Below are 20,976 nucleotides of genomic sequence, written 5' to 3'. Positions count from 1 at the left end.
TTGTCCTTACTACTCTCTCTACCCTTACTTCTTGGATGCATCGCACTCACCCCAGCAGATCCACCCCCTCACTATTCGTCGTCAGCGCCAGATGTGAAAAAGATACAGGCCCCCGCCTCCGCCCCGGCCGGCAATGCCCAGCCGGCCGCCGCCAACGCACCGGCGGGCGGAGCCGAAAGCTCCATCCGCGTCAGCGGCGACAAGGGCGATGCGCTGATCAACCTGGTCGGCGAGCTGGTCATCACCCAGGCCATGCTCAAGCAGGTCAGCGGCGGCATGGACCCGGCCCAGGCCGAGCGCCTGTTCGCCGGCCTGGAGCTGCTGGAGCGCAACACCCGCGACCTGCAGGAAGCGGTGATCGGCGTGCGCATGCTGCCGGTGGACGCGGTGTTCCGGCGCTTCCCGCGCCTGGTCCGCGACCTGTCCGCGCGCCTGGGCAAGCAGGTGCGCCTGCGCACCGTGGGCGAAGGCACCGAACTGGACAAGGGCCTGATCGAGAAGATCGCCGATCCGCTGGTGCACCTGGTCCGCAACTCGATCGACCACGGCCTGGAGATGCCCGACGCGCGCAAGGCCGCGGGCAAGGACGAGACCGGCACCATCACCCTGGCCGCCTCGCACCAGGGCGGGCACATCGTGATCGAGGTCGCCGACGACGGCCGCGGCCTGAACCGCGGCAAGATCCTGGCCAAGGCCGCCGAGCGCGGCCTGTCGATCCCCGACAACCCGACCGACTCGCAGGTCTGGGACCTGATCTTCCAGCCCGGCTTCTCCACCGCCGACCAGGTCACCGACCTGTCCGGCCGCGGCGTGGGCATGGACGTGGTCCGCCGCAACATCCAGGCCCTGGGCGGCGAAGTCCAGCTGGAAAGCAGCGAAGGCCGCGGCACCCGGGTGGTGATCCGCCTGCCGCTGACCCTGGCCATCCTCGACGGCATGGTCGTGTCCACCGGCGGCGAGATCCTGATCCTGCCGCTGAGCCACGTGCTCGAGGCCCTGCAGCCGCAGGCCGAGGACATCCGCACCGTGGCCGGCGACGGCCGGGTGCTGCGCGTGCGCGGCGAATACCTGCCGATGCTGTCGCTGTCCGGCCACTACGGCTACCGCCACGAAGGCCGCGAGTCGCTGGTGGTGGTGGTCGAGGGCGACGGCCAGAAGCTGGCCCTGGAGGTCGAGGAACTGGTCGGCCAGCAGCAGGTGGTGGTCAAGAACCTGGAGAAGAACTACCGGCGCGTGCCGGGCATCTCCGGCGCCACCATCCTCGGCGACGGCCGGGTGGCGCTGATCGTGGACGTCGGCGGCCTCGCCCGTCTGCTGCAGCTGCCGCAGGCGGCATAAGCCCGGCGGACCGCCGCAAGGATTGCCCCGAAAACCCCGGCTCCGGCCGGGGTTTTCGTTTCCAGGACGGCGATCGCCGTTCCATCCGTTGGCGCGCAGCAACCGGGGCTTCGCCCCATACGCCGCCGTCGGCAACCGTCCGTCGGCCAGATGACGGAGCGATGTCAGGTTGCCGTCAAGTCGCCGACGCAGACGCCGTTAAACCGCGTGCACGGACGCAACCCCGCGCCCGTGGCCGGTCTTCCCTCATCGGCCGCGGGCCTCTCCGACCTTCGAGGCTATGCCATGAACTGGTTTCTCAACCTCCCGATCGCACGGAAACTCGCCCTGGCCTTCACCGTGACCACGGCCATGACCGTGGCCCTGGGCCTGTTCGCGCTGACCCGCCTGGGTACGGCCAACGACCAGATCCGCGAGACCAACAGCAACTGGATGCCGGCCGTCGTCCACCTGGGCGAGATGCTGTCGCTGCTCAACGAGTACCGCACCTACGAGCTCGCCCAGCTCGGCCGCCAGGGCAACCAGGAAGAGCTCGACGACTACACCAAGCGCATCGCCGACACCCGCGCCAAGATCGAGGCCGCCGAGGCCGAGTACAACGCGATCGAGGCCGAGTCCGGCCCCGATGAGCTGGCCCTCTACGAGAAGGTCAAGACCGCCCGCGCCGACTACTTCAGCGCCCACGACAAGATCGCCGAGGCGATCGCGGTGGACGACTTCGTCGCCGCCACCGAAGCCTCGGAAACCGGATCGCGGGCCGCGCGGCGCGAGTTCGCCGGCGCGCTCAAGGAACTGATCGCCTTCAACGTGAAGGGCCTGGACCAGCAGGTGGCGAGCGCCGAGACCGCGCACCGCCGCACCGTGGCCGCGATCTGGATCGGCATGGGCGCGCTGGTCGTGCTGGCCGGCCTGCTCGGCTGGCGCATCGCCCTGACCATCTCTCGGCCCCTGCAGAAGGCCACCCGGGTGGCCGGCGACATCGCCCAGGGCAGGCTGGACAACGTGATCACCGTGGAGAGCCGCGACGAGTCGGGCAAGCTGCTCGAGTCGATGCGGGTGATGCAGGACCAGGTCAAGGCGATGATCGCCGCATTGACCGAGATGGCCGTCCGCCTCGACGAGGGCACGATCAGCTTCCGGATCGACGACAGCCGCTTCCCCGGCGAGTTCGGGCGCATGGCGCGCGAGAGCAACGCCCTGGTCGCGCAGCACATCGGGGTCAAGATGCGCGCGGTCGAGGTGATGCGCCACTATGCCGTCGGCGACCTGTCCATCGACATGGAACAGCTGCCGGGCGAGAAGGCCGTCATCACCGAGGCGATGGACACCTGTAAGCAGAACCTGTCGGCCATCAACGGCGAGATCAGGCGCCTGTCGCAGGCGGCGGCGAGCGGCGATTTCGCCCAGCGCGGCGACGAATCGCGCTACCAGCACGACTTCCAGGCCATGGTCGCCGGCCTGAACCGGCTGATGGAGACCACCGACGGCAACCTGGACCAGGTCTCCACCCTGCTCAAGGCCATCGCCGCCGGCGACCTGACCGCGCGCATGCAGGGCGATTTCCACGGCGTGTTCGCCCGCATGCGCGACGACGCCAACGCCACCGTCGCCCAGCTGACCTCCATCGTCTCCGGCATCCAGCAGGCCTCCGGCTCGATCAACACCGCCGCCACCGAGATCGCCTCGGGCAACAACGACCTGTCGCGCCGCACCGAGCAGCAGGCCGCCAACCTGGAAGAGACCGCCGCCTCGATGGAGGAGCTGACTTCCACCGTCAAGCAGAACGCCGACCATGCCCGTCAGGCCAACCAGCTGGCCGTCGGTGCCGCCTCGGTTGCCTCCCAGGGCGGCCAGGTCGTGGGCCAGGTGGTCACCACCATGGCCGACATCCAGGCCTCCTCGCGCAAGATCGCCGACATCATCTCGGTCATCGACGGCATCGCCTTCCAGACCAACATCCTGGCGCTCAACGCCGCGGTGGAGGCGGCCCGCGCCGGCGAGCAGGGCCGCGGCTTCGCGGTGGTCGCCACCGAGGTGCGCAGCCTGGCCCAGCGCAGCGCCACGGCGGCCAAGGAGATCAAGACCCTGATCGAGGACTCCACCGGCAAGGTCGCCGACGGCTCGGCCCTGGCCGAGCAGGCCGGCAAGACCATGGGCGAGCTGGTGGCCTCGGTGCAGCGGGTGACCGACATCATGGCCGAGATCAGCGCCGCCTCGCAGGAGCAGGCCGTCGGCATCGAGCAGGTCAACCAGACCATCGTGCAGATGGACGAGACCACCCAGCAGAACGCGGCGCTGGTCGAGGAGGCCACCGCCGCGGCCCGCTCGATGGAGGAGCAGGCCAGCAGCCTGGCCCAGGCCATCGCCGTGTTCCGGATCGAGGGCGGTCCCGCATCGCTGGCCCCCGTGTCCCGGCCTGCAGTCGCGCCGGCAGCGGCCACGCCGACGCCGGCCGCCGCGGCACCGGCCCGGCCGGCACCGCGCGGCAGCACGCCGCGAGTGGTCGGCAACAACGCGCTCAACGATTCGGACTGGGCCGAATTCTGAGGCTTCGCCCTCCCCCGCGACGCCGGTTCCACGCCGGGGTCGCGGGGTTCGGCCGGTAACCGTTTCCGGAGGAAACAGCCCTCCGATCTGTGACGGAAGACCGCCACCGTCCGTCGCAAGGCGTTCAAGGCGGCCGCGCTCCAGGCCGATACCAGACGGAACCGTATTCCTCCTGGAACGCCCATGAGCCTGATCAGCGCGCCGCGCCGGCTGCTGTCCAACCTGCCGATGAAGCGCAAGTTCCTGCTGCAGACGGCCTTCGTCGCCGTCGGCATCGTCGCCCTGGCGGTACTTGCCGCGCGCATGCAGTACGTGGACCTCAACAAGACCCGCCAGCAGGGCCTGCGCGCGCAGACCGAGATGGCCATCGGCGTGATCGAGGGCTATGCCGCCCGCGCCGAGGCCGGCGAAATGGACCTGGATACCGCCAAGGCCGAGGCGCTGGCCGCCCTCAAGGTGATGCAGGCCAGCAAGGGCGTGGACTACTTCTTCGTCACCGACGAGGAACCGCGGATGCTGATGCACCCCACCCGCCCGGACCTGGCCGGCAAGCCGGTGGCCGACGTGCTCAGCCCCGACGGCAAGTCGATCTTCCCGGCCTTCGTGAAGGCGGCCCAGTCCGGCGGCGATTTCGTCGACTACACCTGGGCCAAGGCCGGCGAGAAGGATCCGGTGCGCAAGACCTCCTTCGCCGCCCTGTACCAGCCCTGGGGCTGGGTGATCGGGACCGGCGTGTACATGGACGACACCCAGGGCCAGGCCCTGCAGTTCACCGCGATCATGACCGTGGCCGGCGGCCTGCTGGTCCTGCTGAACCTGGCGATCGGCTGGCTGATCGGCAGCACCGTGCTCGATTCGGTCGGCCGCGCCCTGGCGGCGATCAAGGGCGTCTCCAACGGCGACCTGGGCGTGCGCACCGGCGAGCACGGCCGCGACGAAGTGGGACAGATGCTCAAGGCCACCGACCACATGCAGCAGCAGCTGCGCGCGGTCATGGCCGCCCAGCGCGAGATGGCGGAACGCCACGACGAAGGCGCCATCAGCTTCCGCATGGACGAATCGCGTTTCCCCGGCGATTTCGGCCAGATGGTCCGCGACACCAATGCCCTGGTCGGCGCCCATGTCGACGTCAAGCTGCACCTGGTGGACGTGATGGGCCAGTACGCGATCGGCGACCTGTCCCGCGACCTGGAGCAGTATCCGGGCGAGAAGGCCGTACTCTCCGAGACCATGGCTGCGGTCAAGCGCAACCTCGGCGCGATCAACGCCGAGATCAAGCGCCTGTCGCAGGCGGCGGCGAGCGGTGACTTCACCCAGCGCGGCGACGAATCGCGCTACCAGCACGACTTCCAGGCCATGGTCGCCGGCCTGAACCGGCTGATGGAGACCACCGACGGCAACCTGGACCAGGTCTCCACCCTGCTCAGGGCCATCGCCGCCGGCGACCTGACCGCGCGCATGGAAGGCGACTTCCACGGCGTGTTCGCCCGCATGCGCGACGACGCCAATGCCACCGTGGCCCAGCTGACCTCGATCGTCTCCGGGATCCAGCAGGCCTCCGGCTCGATCAATACCGCCGCCACCGAGATCGCCTCGGGCAACAACGACCTGTCGCGCCGTACCGAGCAGCAGGCCGCCAACCTGGAAGAGACCGCCGCCTCGATGGAGGAGCTGACCTCCACCGTCAAGCAGAACGCCGACCATGCCCGCCAGGCCAACCAGCTGGCCGTCGGTGCCGCCTCCGTCGCCTCCCAGGGCGGCCAGGTCGTCGGCCAGGTGGTCACCACCATGGCCGACATCCAGGCCTCCTCGCGCAAGATCGCCGACATCATCTCGGTGATCGACGGCATCGCCTTCCAGACCAACATCCTGGCGCTCAACGCCGCGGTGGAGGCGGCCCGCGCCGGCGAGCAGGGCCGTGGCTTCGCGGTGGTCGCCACCGAGGTGCGCAGCCTGGCCCAGCGCAGCGCCACCGCGGCCAAGGAGATCAAGACCCTGATCGAGGATTCCACCAGCAAGGTCGCCGACGGCTCGGCCCTGGCCGAGCAGGCCGGCAAGACCATGGGCGAGCTGGTGGCTTCGGTGCAACGAGTGACCGACATCATGGCCGAGATCAGCGCCGCCTCGCAGGAGCAGGCCGCGGGCATCGAGCAGGTCAACCAGACCATCGTGCAGATGGACGAGACCACCCAGCAGAACGCGGCCCTGGTCGAGGAAGCTACCGCCGCGGCCCGTTCGATGGAGGAGCAGGCCAGCAGCCTGGCCCAGGCCATCGCCGTGTTCCGGCTGGACGACGGCGGCCCGCTGCCGCTTCCACGGGTGGCGTGATCGCGACGGGCCTGCCCCATCCGCGCGTGGATGGGGCATGCGGTCAACTTTTACCGTCTCCAGCCGCTAGGATATCCACCGCCCTTCCCACGCGATCTGCCCCACCCGATGTCGGCTGCCGATGAAACCCTCGCCGAACCGCAGGATCTCGAGGATGCGCGCTATCTGCTGCATGACCCTCGCGAGATCGCTCGGGTTCTGCAGTCCCTGATCGAGCACCGGGCGCTGATCAGCGCCCACGTGATGCCCGGTGGTCTGCCCTGCCCGACCGCGCTGCTGGACGTCGAGCTGGACGGCGAGGAAGGCACGGTCCTGATCGACGGCAACCACCAGGAAGCGGTCAACCAGCGGATCGCCGGGGCCCACCACCTGACCTGCGTCTCCCAGCTGGACCGGATCCGGATACAGTTCCGCCTGCGCGGCCTGACCCGGGTCGAACACGAGGGCAGGGTCGCCTTCGTCGCGCCCTTGCCCGAATCCGTGCTCAAGCTGCAGAGGCGCGAGCTGTACCGGCTGCCCCTGGTGCCCGGGCCGGTGGTCACCGTGCAGGTGCCCGCGCTGCGCGCCGACGACCCGCCCTTGCAGGCCCGGGTCCTGGACCTGAGCGGCGGCGGCCTGGCGCTGTCGGTGCGCGAGCCGGACGAGCCGCGCTTCCGCGCCCGCGAGATCCTCGCCGGCTGCCAGCTGTGCCTGCCGGAAGGCGATCCCCTGCCGGTGCAGCTGGAGGTCTGCCACCTCTCCCGCCAGGAACCGCTGGCAGGCGCCACCCTGCGCGCCGGCTGCCGCTTCGTCGACCTGTCCGCGTACGCGGAGAAGCAGATCCTGCAGTACATCTTCCGGGTCGAGCGCCAGCGCAACGCCCGCGAGCGCCGGGCGATCTGACCGCCGCCCGTCCGTCGCGCCGCTAAAGTTGCGGCCGCCACGGCCGATCTCCCTCAGGAACCGATCCGCGCCCAGGGCGCGGCCCCGCCCTGCAGGAGCGCACCCATGAGCAGCACCCCGGCCCAGTCCACCGGCGAATTCCTCACCTTCACCCTCGGCGACGAGCACTACGGCGTCGACATCCTCAAGGTCCAGGAGATCCGCGGCTACGACGCGGTGACCCGGGTGCCCGACGCTCCCGAGTACATCAAGGGCGTGATCAACCTGCGCGGCACCATCGTCCCGGTGATCGACCTGCGGCTGAAGCTGCGCCTGCGCGAGGCCCGCTACGACAGCTTCACGGTGATGATCGTGCTCAACGTCGAGGACCGGGTGGTCGGGATCGTCGTGGACAGCGTCTCCGACGTGATCCCGCTGTCGCAGGAACAGATCCGTCCGACCCCGGAATTCGGCGCGGCGGTCGATACCCGTTTCATCTCCGGCATCGGCACCCTGGACGAGCGGATGCTGATCCTGCTGGACATCGAGACCCTGCTCGACAGCGCCGACCTGGGCGCCGACGCCGCGCTCGAAGCCGCGTGACCGACGTCACGGTTTCCACCCGACCCCGATAAAGTCCCGCCGCCGCGTGCCGATAGGGCCGGTACAGGGTCCAGTCCCAGAGACCCGACCGCCCCCACTTGCCTACTGGAGCCACCCATGAAGCCGTCCTTCCGTCCCCTCATCCTCGCTGCCGCCGTGCTGGCGGCCGCCCCGATGGCCGCCCTGGCCGCCGACGCGATCCCGGCCGAACAGGCCGTCCGCTTCGTCGGCAAGGACGGCATGGTCTGCGGCAAGGTCGAGAAGACCCGCTATGCCGAGAACGCCGAAGGCACGCCGACCTTCCTGTACATGGGCGGCGCCTTTCCGCGCCACACCTTCTCGGCCCGCATCCCCGGCGACCAGCGCGGCAAGTTCAAGCCGACCCCCGAGGAGCTGGAAGGCCGCGACGTCTGCGTGATCGGCACGATCACCCGCGACGCCAGCCGCGCCGAGATCGCGGTGACCTCGCCGTCGAACATCAAGCTGGCCACCATCAAGTAATCGCGATGGCCCGGGCGCCTTGCGCGCCCGGGCCGCCTCGTCTCTGAAGTACAGGGGGATACCGTTCCATGCACTGGCTGAAGAACCTCAAGCTCACGCCCAAGCTCATGCTGGCTTTCGGCGTGGTGCTCGTCCTCATGCTCGCCCAGGGCGCCGGAGCCTTCTTCGGGCTTTCCTCGCTGGGCCGGGCCACCGACCACATCGCCGGCAATACCCTGGACACGGTGTCCACCGCAGGCGAACTGCGCGCCCTCCTGGGCGAGTTCCGCACCGCGTCCTACCGCGGCCTGATGCGCGCCAGCGAGACGGTCAAGCAGGACGCGCGGCAGCGCAGCGCTTCCACCGCCGCGCAGATCGAAAAGACCATCGGCACCTACGAGAAGCTGATCAGCACCGCGCAGGAGCGCAAGCTGTTCGAGGAGTTCAAGACCTCCTGGGCCGCGGCCAAGGCGTCCTACGATTCGGTCAACGAGATGATCGACCTGGAACTGCCGGACGACGCCATCGACACCTTCCTCGGCGAGACCCATGAGCTGCACTCCAAGGCCAGCGAGGCCACCCTGGCCCTGATCAAGGAAGGCAACCGCCAGGCCAGCGAGGCCAAGAGCGATGCCGAGCGCGCGCAGGCCGCATCGGTCACCCTGACCGTGGTGATGCTGCTGGCCGGCATCGGCGGCGGCCTGGCGATCGCCTGGTTCCTGGCCCGCAACCTGACCGGCGCCATGCGCGAGGCCGTGGGCGTGGCCAACGACGTGGCCGGCGGCAAGCTGGACAGCCGGATCGACACCTCCCGAGGCGACGAGATCGGCGACCTGCTCAAGTCCATGCAGCGCATGCAGCACGACCTGCGCGAGCGCACCGAGCGCGACCAGAAGATCGCCAGCGAGAACCTGCGCGTGCGCACCGCGCTGGACAGCTCTTCGATCGGCATGATCATCACCGACGATGCGATGGACGTGGTCTATACCAATCCGGCCCTGCGCGGCATGCTGGAGTCCTACACCGACCAGATCGTCGCCGCCTTGCCCGGCATCGACCCGGCGCGGCCGCTGGTCGGCCAGCCGGTGTCCGTGCTCGAGCACGGCGGCAAGGTCGCGACCGACTTCGTATCCCGGCTGGAGAAGGACGGCCGCGCCCAGCGCGAGATGCAGTACGGCAACGCGGTGTTCGCGCAGAACATCTCGCTCATCCGCAACGAGGCCGGCGAGAACGTGGGCACCGTGTACGAATGGCGCGACCGCACCACCGAGGTCCACGTCGAGCAGGAAGTGGCGCGCGTGGTCGAGGCCGCGGCCGCCGGCGACCTGTCCGGCCGGATCGACACCGACGGCAAGCAGGGCTTCCTGCTGCAGCTGGCGGTCCAGCTCAACGGCCTGCTGGACGCCAACGCGATCAGCCTGTCGGAGGTCTCGCGCCTGCTGACCGCGCTGTCCCAGGGCGACCTGACCACGCGCATGGAAGGCGACTTCCGCGGCGTGTTCGCCCAGATGCGCGACGACGCCAACGCCACCGCCGCCCAGCTGACCTCGATCGTCGGCCGCATCCAGCAGGCCTCGGCCTCGATCAATACCGGCGCCACCGAGATCGCCTCGGGCAACAACGACCTGTCGCGCCGTACCGAGCAGCAGGCCGCCAACCTGGAAGAAACCGCCGCCTCGATGGAGGAGCTGACCTCCACCGTCAAGCAGAACGCCGACCATGCCCGCCAGGCCAACCAGCTGGCCGTGGGCGCGGCCTCGGTCGCCTCCCAGGGCGGCCAGGTCGTCGGCCAGGTGGTCACCACCATGGCCGACATCCAGGCTTCCTCGCGCAAGATCGCCGACATCATCTCGGTCATCGACGGCATCGCCTTCCAGACCAACATCCTGGCGCTCAACGCCGCGGTGGAGGCGGCCCGCGCCGGTGAGCAGGGCCGCGGCTTCGCCGTGGTCGCCACCGAGGTGCGCAGCCTGGCCCAGCGCAGCGCCACCGCGGCCAAGGAGATCAAGACCCTGATCGAGGATTCCACCAGCAAGGTCGCCAACGGCGCCCAGCTGGCCGACCAGGCCGGCAAGACCATGGGCGAGATCGTGGCCTCGGTGCAAAGGGTCACCGACATCATGGCCGAGATCAGCGCCGCCTCGCAGGAGCAGGCCGCCGGCATCGAGCAGGTCAACCAGACCATCGTGCAGATGGACGAGACCACCCAGCAGAACGCGGCCCTGGTCGAGGAGGCCACCGCCGCCGCCCGCTCGATGGAGGAGCAGGCCAGCAGCCTGGCCCAGGCCATCGCCGTGTTCCGGATCGAGGGCGGCACCGCGGCGGCCAATGCGCCGGCCGCCGATCCGGCGCCGGCGCCGGCGGCACCGTTCCCGGCACGCAAGCCCGCGGCCCGCGCCGCCACGCCGCGCGCCGCGGCGGCCGGCAACACCGCCACCATCATCAACGAGGCCGATTGGGCCGAGTTCTGAGGCGATCTCCAGAAGCTCCACTTCAGGCCCCGGCACCCGCCGGGGCTTTTTTTTTCCTCGCGTCCAAGCCACGCCGCCGGCCCGCCAGCGCCGCGACCGTCCGTCGTCCTCCTGCCGCGGCCCATCAATTTCGGATCGCCCGCGCCGATATCCAAGCGACGGGACCTGCCGCGGCCCCGTCGCCCAGCAGCCCTCACGGATCCGAGATGAGCGCCACGCACCTGCCGCACCCTCCCGGGGACACCCGCGAGTTCGATTTCAGCGACCGCGATTTCCGCCGCGTCTGCCAGATGATCCATGCGCGCGCCGGCATCGCCCTGGCCGCCGGAAAGCGCGACATGGTCTACGGCCGCCTGTCGCGGCGCCTGCGCGCCCTGGGCATGAACGACTTCGGCCAGTACCTGGACCGGCTCGAAGCCGACCCCGACGGCGACGAGTGGCAGTCGTTCACCAACGCCCTGACCACCAACCTCACCGCCTTCTTCCGCGAGCCGCACCATTTCGAGCGCCTGCACAGCCAGTTGCGCGAGATCGGCAGCGGCCAGGGCACGATCCGGCTGTGGTCGTGCGCCGCCTCCACCGGCGAGGAGCCGTATTCGATGGCGATCACCGCCTGCGAAGCCTTCGGCAGCCTCACTCCGCCGGTGAGGATCGTAGCCACCGACATCGACACCCAGGTGCTGGCCACCGCCCAGCGCGGGGTCTATCCGGTGGAGCGGATCGCCAGCCTGGACGACGCCACCCGCCGCCGCTACTTCCAGCGCGGGACCGGCCCCAACGAGGGTCGCTGCCGGGTCAATCCCGCCCTGCAGGCGCTGATCGAGTTCCGCCCGCTCAACCTGCTGGCGCCGCGCTACGACGTCGGCGGCACCTTCGCCGCGCTGTTCTGCCGCAACGTGATGATCTACTTCGACAAGCCGACCCAGCGCGACATCCTGTCGCGGCTGGTCGCGCACATGGACGCCGGCAGCCTGCTCTACACCGGCCACTCGGAGAACTACCTGCACGCCGCCGACCTGATCCAGCCCTGCGGCCGGACCCTGTATCGCCGCCAGGGCGCGGCGGTGCGCGCATGAGCACGGTCGCCGTCAGGGCCGACGAGGTCATGCGCTACCGCGACCCGCAGTTCAAGGTCCCTGCCGCCAAGCTGCTGCCCACCCAGTACCTGGTGGTCGACGACGGCACCGCCCTGGTGACCACGCTGGGCTCGTGCGTGGCCGCCTGCATCCGCGACCCCCTGCTGCAGATGGGCGGGATGAACCACTTCCTGCTGCCGGACGGCAACACCGGCGACGGCGCCCCCGCGCGCTATGGCAGCTACGCCATGGAAGTGCTGATCAACGAACTGCTCAAGCGCGGCGCCAGCCGCAAGCGCCTGGAGGCCAAGGTGTTCGGCGGCGCCAACGTGCTCAAGGGCTTCACCTCCAACCCGGTGGGCACCCGCAACGCCGAGTTCGTGCTGGCCTACCTGGACGCGGAGAAGATCCCGGTGGTGGCCGAGGACCTGCGCGGGATCCACCCGCGCAAGGTGTTCTTCTTCCCGCAGACCGGCAAGGTGATGGTCAACCGCCTGCCGCACGCGCACGAGGCCGAGGTCGCCGCCGCCGAATCGGCCGCCCGCGCCCGCCTGTCGCGCACCCCGGTCAGCGGCGGCGTGGAGCTGTTCTAATGGCCAAGATCAAGGTCCTGGTGGTCGACGATTCGGCGGTGGTGCGGCAGATCCTGACCGAGCTGCTGGACCGCGACCCGGAAATCGAGGTGGTCGGCACCGCCGCCGCCCCCCTGCTGGCGCGCGAGAAGATCAAGCGCCTCAACCCCGACGTGCTGACCCTGGACGTCGAGATGCCGCGCATGGACGGCCTGGCCTTCCTCGAGAACATCATGCGCCTGCGGCCGATGCCGGTGGTGATGGTGTCCTCGCTGACCGAGCGCGGCGCCGACATCACCCTGCAGGCGCTGGCGCTGGGCGCGGTGGATTTCGTCACCAAGCCCAAGCTGGGCGTGGCCCAGGGGCTGGAGGAATACGCGGCGGAGATCGTGGCCAAGGTCAAGGGCGCTGCCCGGGCGCGGCCGCAGGCCCTGGCCCGGCCGGCGCAAAGGCTCGAACCGCTGGCCGACGCGCCGAAGGCGACCGTGGCCTCGCGCTTCCGCACCACCGACCGGCTGATCGCGATCGGCGCCTCCGCCGGCGGCACCGAGGCGATCCGCGTGGTCCTGGAGCAGATGCCGCCGGACGCGCCGGCGATCGTCCTGACCCAGCATATCCCCGGCGGCTTCAGCCGCGCCTTCGTCGAGCGCCTGGACCGGCACTCGCAGATGCTGGTGCGCGAGGCCGGCGACGGCGAGCAGGTCCTGCCCGGGCACGCCTACCTGCCGCCCGGCGACCGCCACCTGCGGATCATCCGCGACGGCGCCCGCTGGCGCTGCCGGATCGACGACGGCCCGCCGGTCAACCGCCACCGTCCGGCGGTGGACGTGCTGTTCCGCTCGGTGGCGCAGAACGCCGGCGCCAATGCGGTGGCAGCGATCCTCACCGGAATGGGCGACGACGGCGCCCGCGGCCTGCTGGAGCTGCGCCAGGCCGGGGCGGCGACCCTGGTCCAGGACGAGGCCACCAGCGTGGTCTGGGGCATGCCCGGCGCGGCCTGGAAGCTGGGCGCGGCGCAGGAGATGCTGCCGCTCGACCGGATCGCCGGGCGCCTGCTCGAACTCTCCGGCGCCCGCGTCGCGGCCTGAACGCCACCCCGTCGTCCCGGCGCACGCCGGGACCCAGCGCCTTGCCGCAGGAAGGGGGTAGCCGCCCGGATCGACCTACGGGTTGGCCACTCCGTGCGGCACATGCCCGGCGGCCACGTGCAAACGGGCGCTGTCGATGTTGTGGGCCGAATCGTCGAAGAAGATGTCGGCGCCGAACGCGGCCAGGAACGGGCCCTTGGCCCGGCCGCCGAGGAACAGCGCCTCGTCCAGGCGCACGCCCCACTCGCGCAGGGTGCGGATCACCCGCTCGTGGGCCGGCGCCGAGCGCGCGGTGACCAGGGCCGTGCGCAGTGGCGCGTTCTCGCCCGGCGGGAACACCGCCTGCAGCTCGTGCAGGGCCGACAGGAAACCACGGAACGGACCGCCCGACAGGGGCTCGCGCGCCCTCTGCCGTTCGTGCAGGCCGAACGCCTCCACCCCCTGCTCGCGCGAGATCCGCTCGCTCTCGTCGCCGAAGATCACCGCATCGCCGTCGAACGCGATCCGCAGCTGGTCGCGCGGTGCATTGACCGCGCGCGCCGGCAGGATGGTGGCCGCGGCCACCCCGTGCTGGAGCGAGCGCCGCACCGAATCGGGATTGGCCGACAGGAACAGGTCGGTGCCGAACGGGGCCACGTACGGCCAGGTCGGCTCGCCGGCGGTGAACACCGCGCGGACGATGCCCAGGTCGTGATGCTGGATCGAGTTGAAGATCCGCAGGCCGGTGTCGGCCGAGTTGCGCGACAGCAGGATCACCTCCACCCGCGGCACGTCCTCGGGCAGGCGCTGGTTGAGCGCCAGCAGCTTGCGCACCACCGGGAAGGCCACGCCGGGCTCCAGCACCTGGTCCTCCAGGTCGCGCTGGTAGTCCGAGTAGGCCTGCAGGCCCTCGCGCTCGTACAACGCGTGGCTCTCCTCCAGGTCGAACAGGGCGCGGGAGGTCACCGCGACCGTGAGCAGTCGCGGAGCGTTGTCGTCGAGGGGGCGCGCAGGCGAAGGCATGGCGCGATTATCGCACCCGCCGTCGCGCCCGCTGCGACCGTGCTCAGCTGCCCGGCGCGGCGTCCACCCGCAGCATCGCCGGCGGCCCGCGCCGGCTGTCCGGCGTCACCGCACGCACCTCCAGTTGCAGGTGCATCGCCTGCTGCCGGCCCGGCAGGACGTCGTCCCAGGTGAACAGGTGCTCGGCCTTGCGGCCGCTGGCCGGAGCCGAGACCAGCCCGGCCGGAAGCAGCCCCTCGGGCGCCTGGCCCTGCACCACCCGGTATTCGAACCCGACCTCGTCCAGGTCGTAGTCGCTGCCGCGCGGCCAGCGCAGCTTCACCGAGACGAAGCCCATCTGGTCGCAACTGGCGCCACCCCCGGTGCCGCGGGTGACATCGACGCTTTCCACCTCCGGCGCCGGCAAGGCCTGGTCGTCGACCAGTGTGGTCGCCGATGCGCGGAACGGCGAAAGATTGCTGGTGAACACACACGCTGCCGCCGCCTGCTGCGCCGGCAGGGCGCAAAGCAGGACAAGACACCACAACTTCACGGGACCCCCCCCATTGAGTTGAAGCCTTTTCGAATTGTCCGCGGCGGTTCCGGTTCCGTCGTTCGCCGCGCGCGCCGCCGGAAGCGGCGCAAACCCGTCATACCACGAATTGCTCGCTGAGGATACGTTCCTCGAGGTTGTGCTCGGGATCGAAAAGCAGGGTGACGGTGCGGTCGGCCGACTCGCGGATCACCACCTCGACCACGTCGCGGGTCTCGTGCGAGTCGGCGGTGACGCTGACCGGGCGCTTGTACGGATCGAGCACCTCGAAGCGGATCTCGGTGTCGGCCTTGAGGATCGCGCCGCGCCAGCGCCGCGGGCGGAACGCGGCGATCGGGGTCAGGGCGATGGTGTGCGAGCCCAGCGGCAGGATCGGCCCGTGCGCGGAGAAGTTGTAGGCGGTGCTGCCGGCCGGCGTGGACACCATCACTCCGTCGCAGATCAGCTCGTCCAGCCGGGTCTGGCCGTTGAGATCGATGCGGATGTGCGCGGCCTGGCGGGTCTGGCGCAGCAGCGAGACCTCGTTGTACGCCAGCGAGCCGACGCTGGAGCCGGACTCGGTCTGGGCCAGCATCTCCAGCGGGCGCAGCTTGGCCGGCTCGGCCGCGGCGATGCGCGCGAGCAGGTCGTCCTCGTGGAAATGGTTCATCAGGAAACCGACGGTACCCAGCTTCATCCCGTACACCGGCTTGCCCAGGCCGCCGTGGCGATGCAGGGTCTGCAGCATCAGGCCGTCGCCGCCGAGGGCGCAGATCACGTCGGCCTCCTCCGGCGGGCACTGGCCATGCCGCGCCACCAGGCCGGCCAGCGCCTGCTGGGCGTTGTCGGCGGTGCTGGCGAGGAAGGCGATGCGGGGGCTGAGGCTCATCAGGTTCTCCATGCGCACGCGGTCGGTGCGCGCATGAGGATACCCGCCCGGGCCGGGCGCCGTCGCCGCGGACGCCGGCGATGCCCGCCGGCGTCCGGATCGCACCCGGGGTCAGCCGCCGTGCGCGGCCAGCTGGCCCAGCTTCTGCACCGCCACCGACAGGGTCGGATAGTCCAGGGTCTTCTGCGCCGACAGCTCGCCCAGCATGCCCAGGGTGAAGCGCAGGGCCGCGTCGTCGCGCTGCAGCCAGGCCTGGACCTTGGCGTCGGCGCTGGCGCCGGGCCGGGTCAGCGCCTGGCCCGCCAGCGTCCTTTGGTGCGCCGCCAGTTCGTCGCGCATCACCCCGCGCGCGACCGCGTGCCAGCGCCCGTCCACCGCCAGCGCGTCGATCTGCTCGAACAGCCACGGCAGGCCCAGCGCGTCGCCCAGGCGGAAGTGCACCCGCGACACGTCCACCGGCTTGAGCTTGCGCGCGCGCGCAAGCTCGATGATGTCGAACGCCGGCTCCAGGTACGGCAGCTCGGCCAGCTGCTGGGCCAGCGCCGCCGGCATGCCCTTGTCCTTCCACTCCTGCAGGGCCGCCTCGTAGGCCGGCCTCTGCGACTGCGCCAGCACCCCCGAGGCCGAGCGGATGTCGTTGAACGGCTCGCGGTAGCGCTCCACCGCCTCGGTGATGCCCGGCATCGGCCCGGGGCGGTTGAGCAGCCAGCGCACGAACGAGCGCTGCACGTTCCAGATCACCTGCAGGGCGTCGATCTGCGCCGCCTCCGGCAGCTTGCCGTCGAGGTCGTCGATCTGGCTCCACAGCATCCGCGCGTCCAGGGTCTCGCGGCTTATGGTGTAGGCCTTGGCCACCTCGGCCGGACTGCGGCCGGTGTCCTCCTGCATCCGCAAGAGGAAGGTCGCGCCCATCCGGTTAATGGTGGCGTTGGTCACCGCGGTGGCGATGATCTCGCGCTTGAGGCGGTGCCTGTCCATGCCCGCCGCGTACTTCTTCTGCAGAGGCTCGGGGAAGTAGCGCTGCAGCTCGCGCGACAGGTACGGATCCTCCGGGATGTCCGAATCCAGCAGCTGCTGGAAGGCCACCAGCTTGGAATAGGAGAGCAGCACCGCCAGCTCCGGCCGGGTCATGCCCTGGCCGCGCGCCTTGCGCGCCGACAGCTCCGCGTCCGAGGGCAGGAACTCGATCTGGCGGTCGAGCAGGCCCTGCGCCTCCAGGGTGCGGATGAAGTGCTGCTTGGAACCCAGGCGCTTGACGCTCATCCGCTCCATCAGGCTGATCGCCTGGTTCTGGCGGTAGTTGTCCAGCAGCACCAGGCGCGCGACCTCGTCGGTCATCGAGGCCAGCAGCTTGTTGCGCGCCGGGGTGGTCAGCGCGCCGGACTGGACCTCGCCGTTGAGCAGGATCTTGATGTTCACCTCGTGGTCGGAGGTGTCCACGCCGGCGGAGTTGTCGATGAAGTCGGTGTTGAGCAGGACGCCGGCGTGCGCGGCCTCGATCCGGCCCAGCTGGGTCATGCCCAGGTTGCCGCCCTCGCCCACGATCCGGCAGCGCAGCTGGCCGCCGTCCACCCGGATGGCGTTGTTGGCGCGGTCGCCGACGTCCGCGTTCTGCTCGCCGGCGGCCTTGACGTAGGTGCCGATGCCGCCGTTCCAGAGCAGGTCCACGGGTGCCTTGAGGATGGCCTTCATCAGCTCGGCCGGCGACAGCGACTTCACGCCCTCCTCCAGGCCCAGCGCCGCGCGCACCTGCGGGCCGATCTCGATCGCCTTGGCGCTGCGCGGGTACACGCCGCCGCCCTTGCTGATGAGCCTGGCGTCGTAGTCGGCCCAGCTGGAACGCGGCAGCTTGAACAGGCGCTCGCGCTCGGCGAAGGAACGCGCCGCGTCCGGATCCGGGTCGAGGAAGATGTGGCGGTGGTCGAACGCGGCGACCAGGCGGATGTGCCTGGACAGCAGCATGCCGTTGCCGAACACGTCGCCGGACATGTCGCCGATGCCCACGCAGGTGAAGTCTTCGCCCTGGCTGTCGCGGCCCAGGGCGCGGAAGTGGCGCTTGACCGATTCCCAGGCGCCGCGGGCGGTGATGCCCATGCCCTTGTGGTCGTAGCCGACCGAACCGCCGGAGGCGAACGCGTCGCCCAGCCAGAAACCGTGGGCGATCGCCAGGCCGTTGGCGATGTCGGAGAAGGTGGCCGTGCCCTTGTCGGCGGCCACCACCAGGTACGGGTCGTCCTGGTCGTGGCGGACCACGTCGCGCGGCGGCACGATCGCGCCGTCGACGATGTTGTCGGTGATGTCCAGCAGGCCCTGGATGAACAGCTTGTAGCAGGCGATGCCCTCGGCCAGCACCGCGTCGCGCTCGCCCGAGGCCGGCGGCTGCTTGACGAAGAAGCCGCCCTTGGCGCCGACCGGCACGATCACCGTGTTCTTGACCATCTGCGCCTTGACCAGGCCCAGGACCTCGGTGCGGAAGTCCTCGCGCCGGTCCGACCAGCGCAGGCCGCCGCGCGCCACCGGGCCGAAGCGCAGGTGCACGCCCTCCACCCGCGGGCCGTAGACGAAGATCTCGCGGTACGGGCGCGGCTTGGGCAGCTCCGGCACCTGGGCCGGGTCGAACTTGAAGCTGATGGTCTGCGCGTGGCGGCCGTCGGCGCCGGCCTGGAAATAGCTGGTGCGCAGGGTCGCGCCGATCACGTCGATGAAGCCGTGCAGGATGCGGTCGTCGTCCAGGCTGTCGACCCGGTCCAGCAGCTTGAGCAGCGCGTCCTGCACCGCCCTGCCCTGCGCGGCGCGGTCGCCGCCGCGGGCATCGACCACCTCCTGCAGGATCTTGACCGTGGCCTCGTCGCCGCCGGCCAGGACCCGCAGCTGCGCGGCCAGGCGGTGCTGGGCCTCGCGCACCTGGGCCGCGCCCTCGCGCCCGGCGGCCGGGCGGAAGCGGGCCTCGAACAGTTCCACCAGCAGCCGCGCCAGCAGCGGGTAGCGGGCCAGGGTCTGCTCGACCGCGCCCTGCGAGAACGGCACCCCGGTCTGCAACAGGTACTTCCAGTAACCGCGCAGCAGGGCCACCTGGCGCCATTCCAGGCCGGCGGCCAGGACCAGGCGGTTGAAACCGTCGTTCTCGGCCTGGCCGGACCAGATCGCGGCGAAGGCCTGCTCGAACGCCGGCGCCAGGTCGGCGACCTCGCCCCCGGCGGCGACCCGCTCGACCTCGAAGTCCTGGATGTAGATCGGCTGGCTGCCGCCGCCGGGCAGGCTGGCCTGCAGCCGGTACGGGTGCTCGGAGATCACCCGCAGGCCCATGTTCTCCATCAGCGGCAAAACGTCCGACAAGGGAATGTCGTCGTGCTGGCGGTACAGCTTCAGGCGCAGGCCGGAGGTGCCCTCGCGCGGCACCGCCTGCAGGCTCAGGCGCAGGTCCTCCGGACCGGCCAGCGCGGCCAGCTGCTCGACGTCGTTGGCCGCCAGCTCCGGGGAGACGTCCTCGATGTAGCCGGCCGGCAGGGCGCGGCCGTAGCCGCTGGCCAGGCGCAGGCCGGCGGCCTCGCCGTGGCGGGCGATCAGCAGCTCGCGCAGGTCGTCCTGCCAGTTGCGCAGCAGGTGGGCCAGGCGGCCTTCCAGTTCGGCGGTGTCCACGTCCACCACTTCGCCGGCCTTGGGCCGCACGATCAGGTGCAGCTGGGCCAACGGGGATTCGCCTAGGACCACGCTGGAATCGACGTGCTCGCCGCGCAGGGCGTCCTTGAGCAGGGCCTCGATCCGCAGGCGCACGTCGGTGTTGAAGCGCTCGCGCGGGATATAGACCAGGGCGGAGAAGAAGCGGCCGTAGCGGTCGCGGCGCAGGAACAGCCGGCTGCGCACCCGCTCCTGCAGGCCGAGCACGCCGGTGGCAGTGCGGAACAGCTCGTCCTGGCTGGACTGGAACAGCTCCTCGCGCGGCAGCGTTTCCAGGATGTGGCGCAGGGCCTTGCCGCTGTGGCTGTTGGGGGCCAGGCCGGAGCTGCGCATCACGTGCTCGTGGCGCTCGCGCACCAAAGGGATCTCCCACGGCCGGCGGTTGTAGGCACTGGAGGTGTACAGGCCGAGGAAACGCTGCTCGCCGGTGATGCGGCCGGCGGCGTCGAACTCGAGCACGCCGACGTAGTCCATGTAGCCCTTGCGGTGCAGGCGCGAACGGGCGTTGGTCTTGGTCAGGATCAGCGGCTCGCCGACACCGGAGGCGTTTAGGCCATGTGCGGCCAGGGTCCGCACCGGCCGCGGCGCGGCCTTGTCCTTGCCCCGCATCAGGCCCAGGCCGGAACCGTCCACCGGCGCCAGCACCTCCTCGCCGCCCTGCTTGACCACCCGGTACTCGCGGTAGCCGAACAGGATGAAGTGGTCGTTGGCCGCCCAGCGCAGGAACTCCTGGGCTTCGCGCCGGCCGGTGTCGTCCACCGGCATCCGCCGGGTCGCCAGGTCGTCGGCCAGCACCTGCATGCGCTCGCGCATCAGGCCCCAGTCCGAGACCACCGCGCGCACCTCGGCCAGCACCGCGGCGATGCGCTGCTCGATCGCGGCCATCGCCTCGACCGGCTGGCGGTCGATCTCCAGCGCCATCAGCGACTCGGCCTTGCCCTCGCCGACCCGCACCAGCCTGCCGGCCTTGTCGCGCTCGATCCGCACCAGCGGATGGCCGAGCACGTGCACGCCCACGCCCATCTCGGCCAGGGCCATGCTCACCGAGTCGACCAGGAACGGCATGTCGTCGTTGACGATCTGCAGGACGGTGTACGGCGATTCCCAGCCGTTGGCCTTCAGCCCCGGGTTGAACACCCTCACGCTGGCGGTACCCGGCTTGCGCCTGCGCGCGAACTCGAGCATGTCCGCGCCGATCGCCGCCCAGACCTCGGGCGCGTGCTGCGGATACTCGTCCTCGGCCAGGCGCCGGTAGAACGCCGCCAGGAATTCGCGCAGCTCGGCCTGCGCGGCCGCCGGCACCCGCTTGCGCGAGGCGGCGAACACCGGCTCCAGGCTGAAACCGCCCTGGGCCTCGTCCGCAGCCGCCGCGCGCGCGCGGGAAGCCTTGCCCGCGGCCTTCGTGGCCCCCGCGACCTTGCTGCCCGTGCTGGAGGATTTGCCCGGTTTGACGGCCTTGGCCGCCGGTTTCCTGGAAGTCATGGTGGCGATGCGCCCCGCTGGAGTGGTGCACGGATTGTATCCACGGCAAC

Annotated in this window: 14 protein-coding genes; 10 read left to right on the top strand and 4 right to left on the bottom strand. The window is 70.6% G+C overall.

What is annotated here, in order from left to right; genetic code table 11:
• The 10 genes from CSC62_RS07195 to CSC62_RS07150 all read left to right on the top strand — a co-directional run.
• The coding region (locus CSC62_RS07195; RefSeq protein ID WP_246194264.1) for a chemotaxis protein CheA at positions 1–1,338 on the top strand (1,338 nt) is incomplete at its 5' end.
• 285 nt (positions 1,339–1,623) lie between these two features.
• Positions 1,624–3,885, top strand: a complete 2,262-nt coding sequence (locus tag CSC62_RS07190) for a methyl-accepting chemotaxis protein (RefSeq protein ID WP_162405491.1) — start codon at positions 1,624–1,626, stop codon at positions 3,883–3,885.
• A 183-nt stretch (positions 3,886–4,068) separates the two neighbouring features.
• A complete protein-coding gene (locus tag CSC62_RS07185) occupies positions 4,069–6,213 on the top strand; it encodes a methyl-accepting chemotaxis protein (protein WP_162405490.1) in 2,145 nt (714 codons plus the stop codon).
• 108 nt (positions 6,214–6,321) lie between these two features.
• Entirely contained in the window at positions 6,322–7,095 is a 774-nt protein-coding gene (locus CSC62_RS07180) for a flagellar brake protein (protein ID WP_162405489.1), read from the top strand.
• 105 nt (positions 7,096–7,200) lie between these two features.
• Entirely contained in the window at positions 7,201–7,677 is a 477-nt protein-coding gene (locus tag CSC62_RS07175) for a chemotaxis protein CheW (protein WP_162405488.1), read from the top strand.
• A 117-nt stretch (positions 7,678–7,794) separates the two neighbouring features.
• Positions 7,795–8,178: a hypothetical protein gene (locus CSC62_RS07170; RefSeq protein WP_162405487.1), complete on the top strand. Its 384-nt coding sequence runs from the start codon at positions 7,795–7,797 to the stop codon at positions 8,176–8,178.
• Between the two features lie 68 nt (positions 8,179–8,246).
• Positions 8,247–10,628, top strand: a complete 2,382-nt coding sequence (locus CSC62_RS07165) for a methyl-accepting chemotaxis protein (protein ID WP_162405486.1) — start codon at positions 8,247–8,249, stop codon at positions 10,626–10,628.
• Between the two features lie 206 nt (positions 10,629–10,834).
• On the top strand, positions 10,835–11,704 hold the full coding sequence (locus CSC62_RS07160) for a CheR family methyltransferase (protein WP_162405485.1): 870 nt from the start codon (positions 10,835–10,837) through the stop codon (positions 11,702–11,704).
• Positions 11,701–12,297 (top strand): chemoreceptor glutamine deamidase CheD, encoded by a 597-nt coding sequence (cheD, locus tag CSC62_RS07155; protein ID WP_162405484.1) that lies wholly within the window; start codon positions 11,701–11,703, stop codon positions 12,295–12,297. The genes CSC62_RS07160 and cheD overlap by 4 nt, the downstream gene beginning before the upstream one ends.
• Positions 12,297–13,364, top strand: coding sequence for a protein-glutamate methylesterase/protein-glutamine glutaminase (locus CSC62_RS07150; protein WP_162405483.1), 1,068 nt, complete (start codon positions 12,297–12,299; stop codon positions 13,362–13,364). Before cheD ends, CSC62_RS07150 begins: the two co-directional genes overlap by 1 nt.
• A 75-nt stretch (positions 13,365–13,439) precedes the next feature.
• On the opposite strand, the gene CSC62_RS07145 is transcribed toward CSC62_RS07150, so the two are convergent.
• From CSC62_RS07145 to CSC62_RS07130, 4 genes are all read right to left on the bottom strand, one after another.
• Complete coding sequence (locus CSC62_RS07145; protein WP_162405482.1) at positions 13,440–14,366, bottom strand: 5'-nucleotidase; 927 nt, start codon at positions 14,364–14,366, stop codon at positions 13,440–13,442.
• Between the two features lie 43 nt (positions 14,367–14,409).
• Positions 14,410–14,835, bottom strand: a complete 426-nt coding sequence (locus CSC62_RS07140) for a hypothetical protein (protein WP_246194262.1) — start codon at positions 14,833–14,835, stop codon at positions 14,410–14,412.
• 160 nt (positions 14,836–14,995) lie between these two features.
• Positions 14,996–15,766 carry an NAD kinase gene (locus CSC62_RS07135; RefSeq protein WP_162405480.1) on the bottom strand — a complete coding sequence of 257 codons (771 nt, stop codon included), beginning with the start codon at positions 15,764–15,766 and terminating at the stop codon, positions 14,996–14,998.
• Between the two features lie 111 nt (positions 15,767–15,877).
• Entirely contained in the window at positions 15,878–20,926 is a 5,049-nt protein-coding gene (locus CSC62_RS07130; RefSeq protein ID WP_162405479.1) for an NAD-glutamate dehydrogenase, read from the bottom strand.
• Between the last annotated feature and the right edge of the window lie 50 nt (positions 20,927–20,976).

The sequence above is a fragment of the Pseudoxanthomonas jiangsuensis genome (genome assembly GCF_010093185.1).
In the GTDB taxonomy this organism is placed as follows: domain Bacteria; phylum Pseudomonadota; class Gammaproteobacteria; order Xanthomonadales; family Xanthomonadaceae; genus Pseudoxanthomonas; species Pseudoxanthomonas jiangsuensis.
Note: the sequence above shows the minus strand (reverse complement) of the source record. Positions and strands in the feature narration are given on the sequence as shown.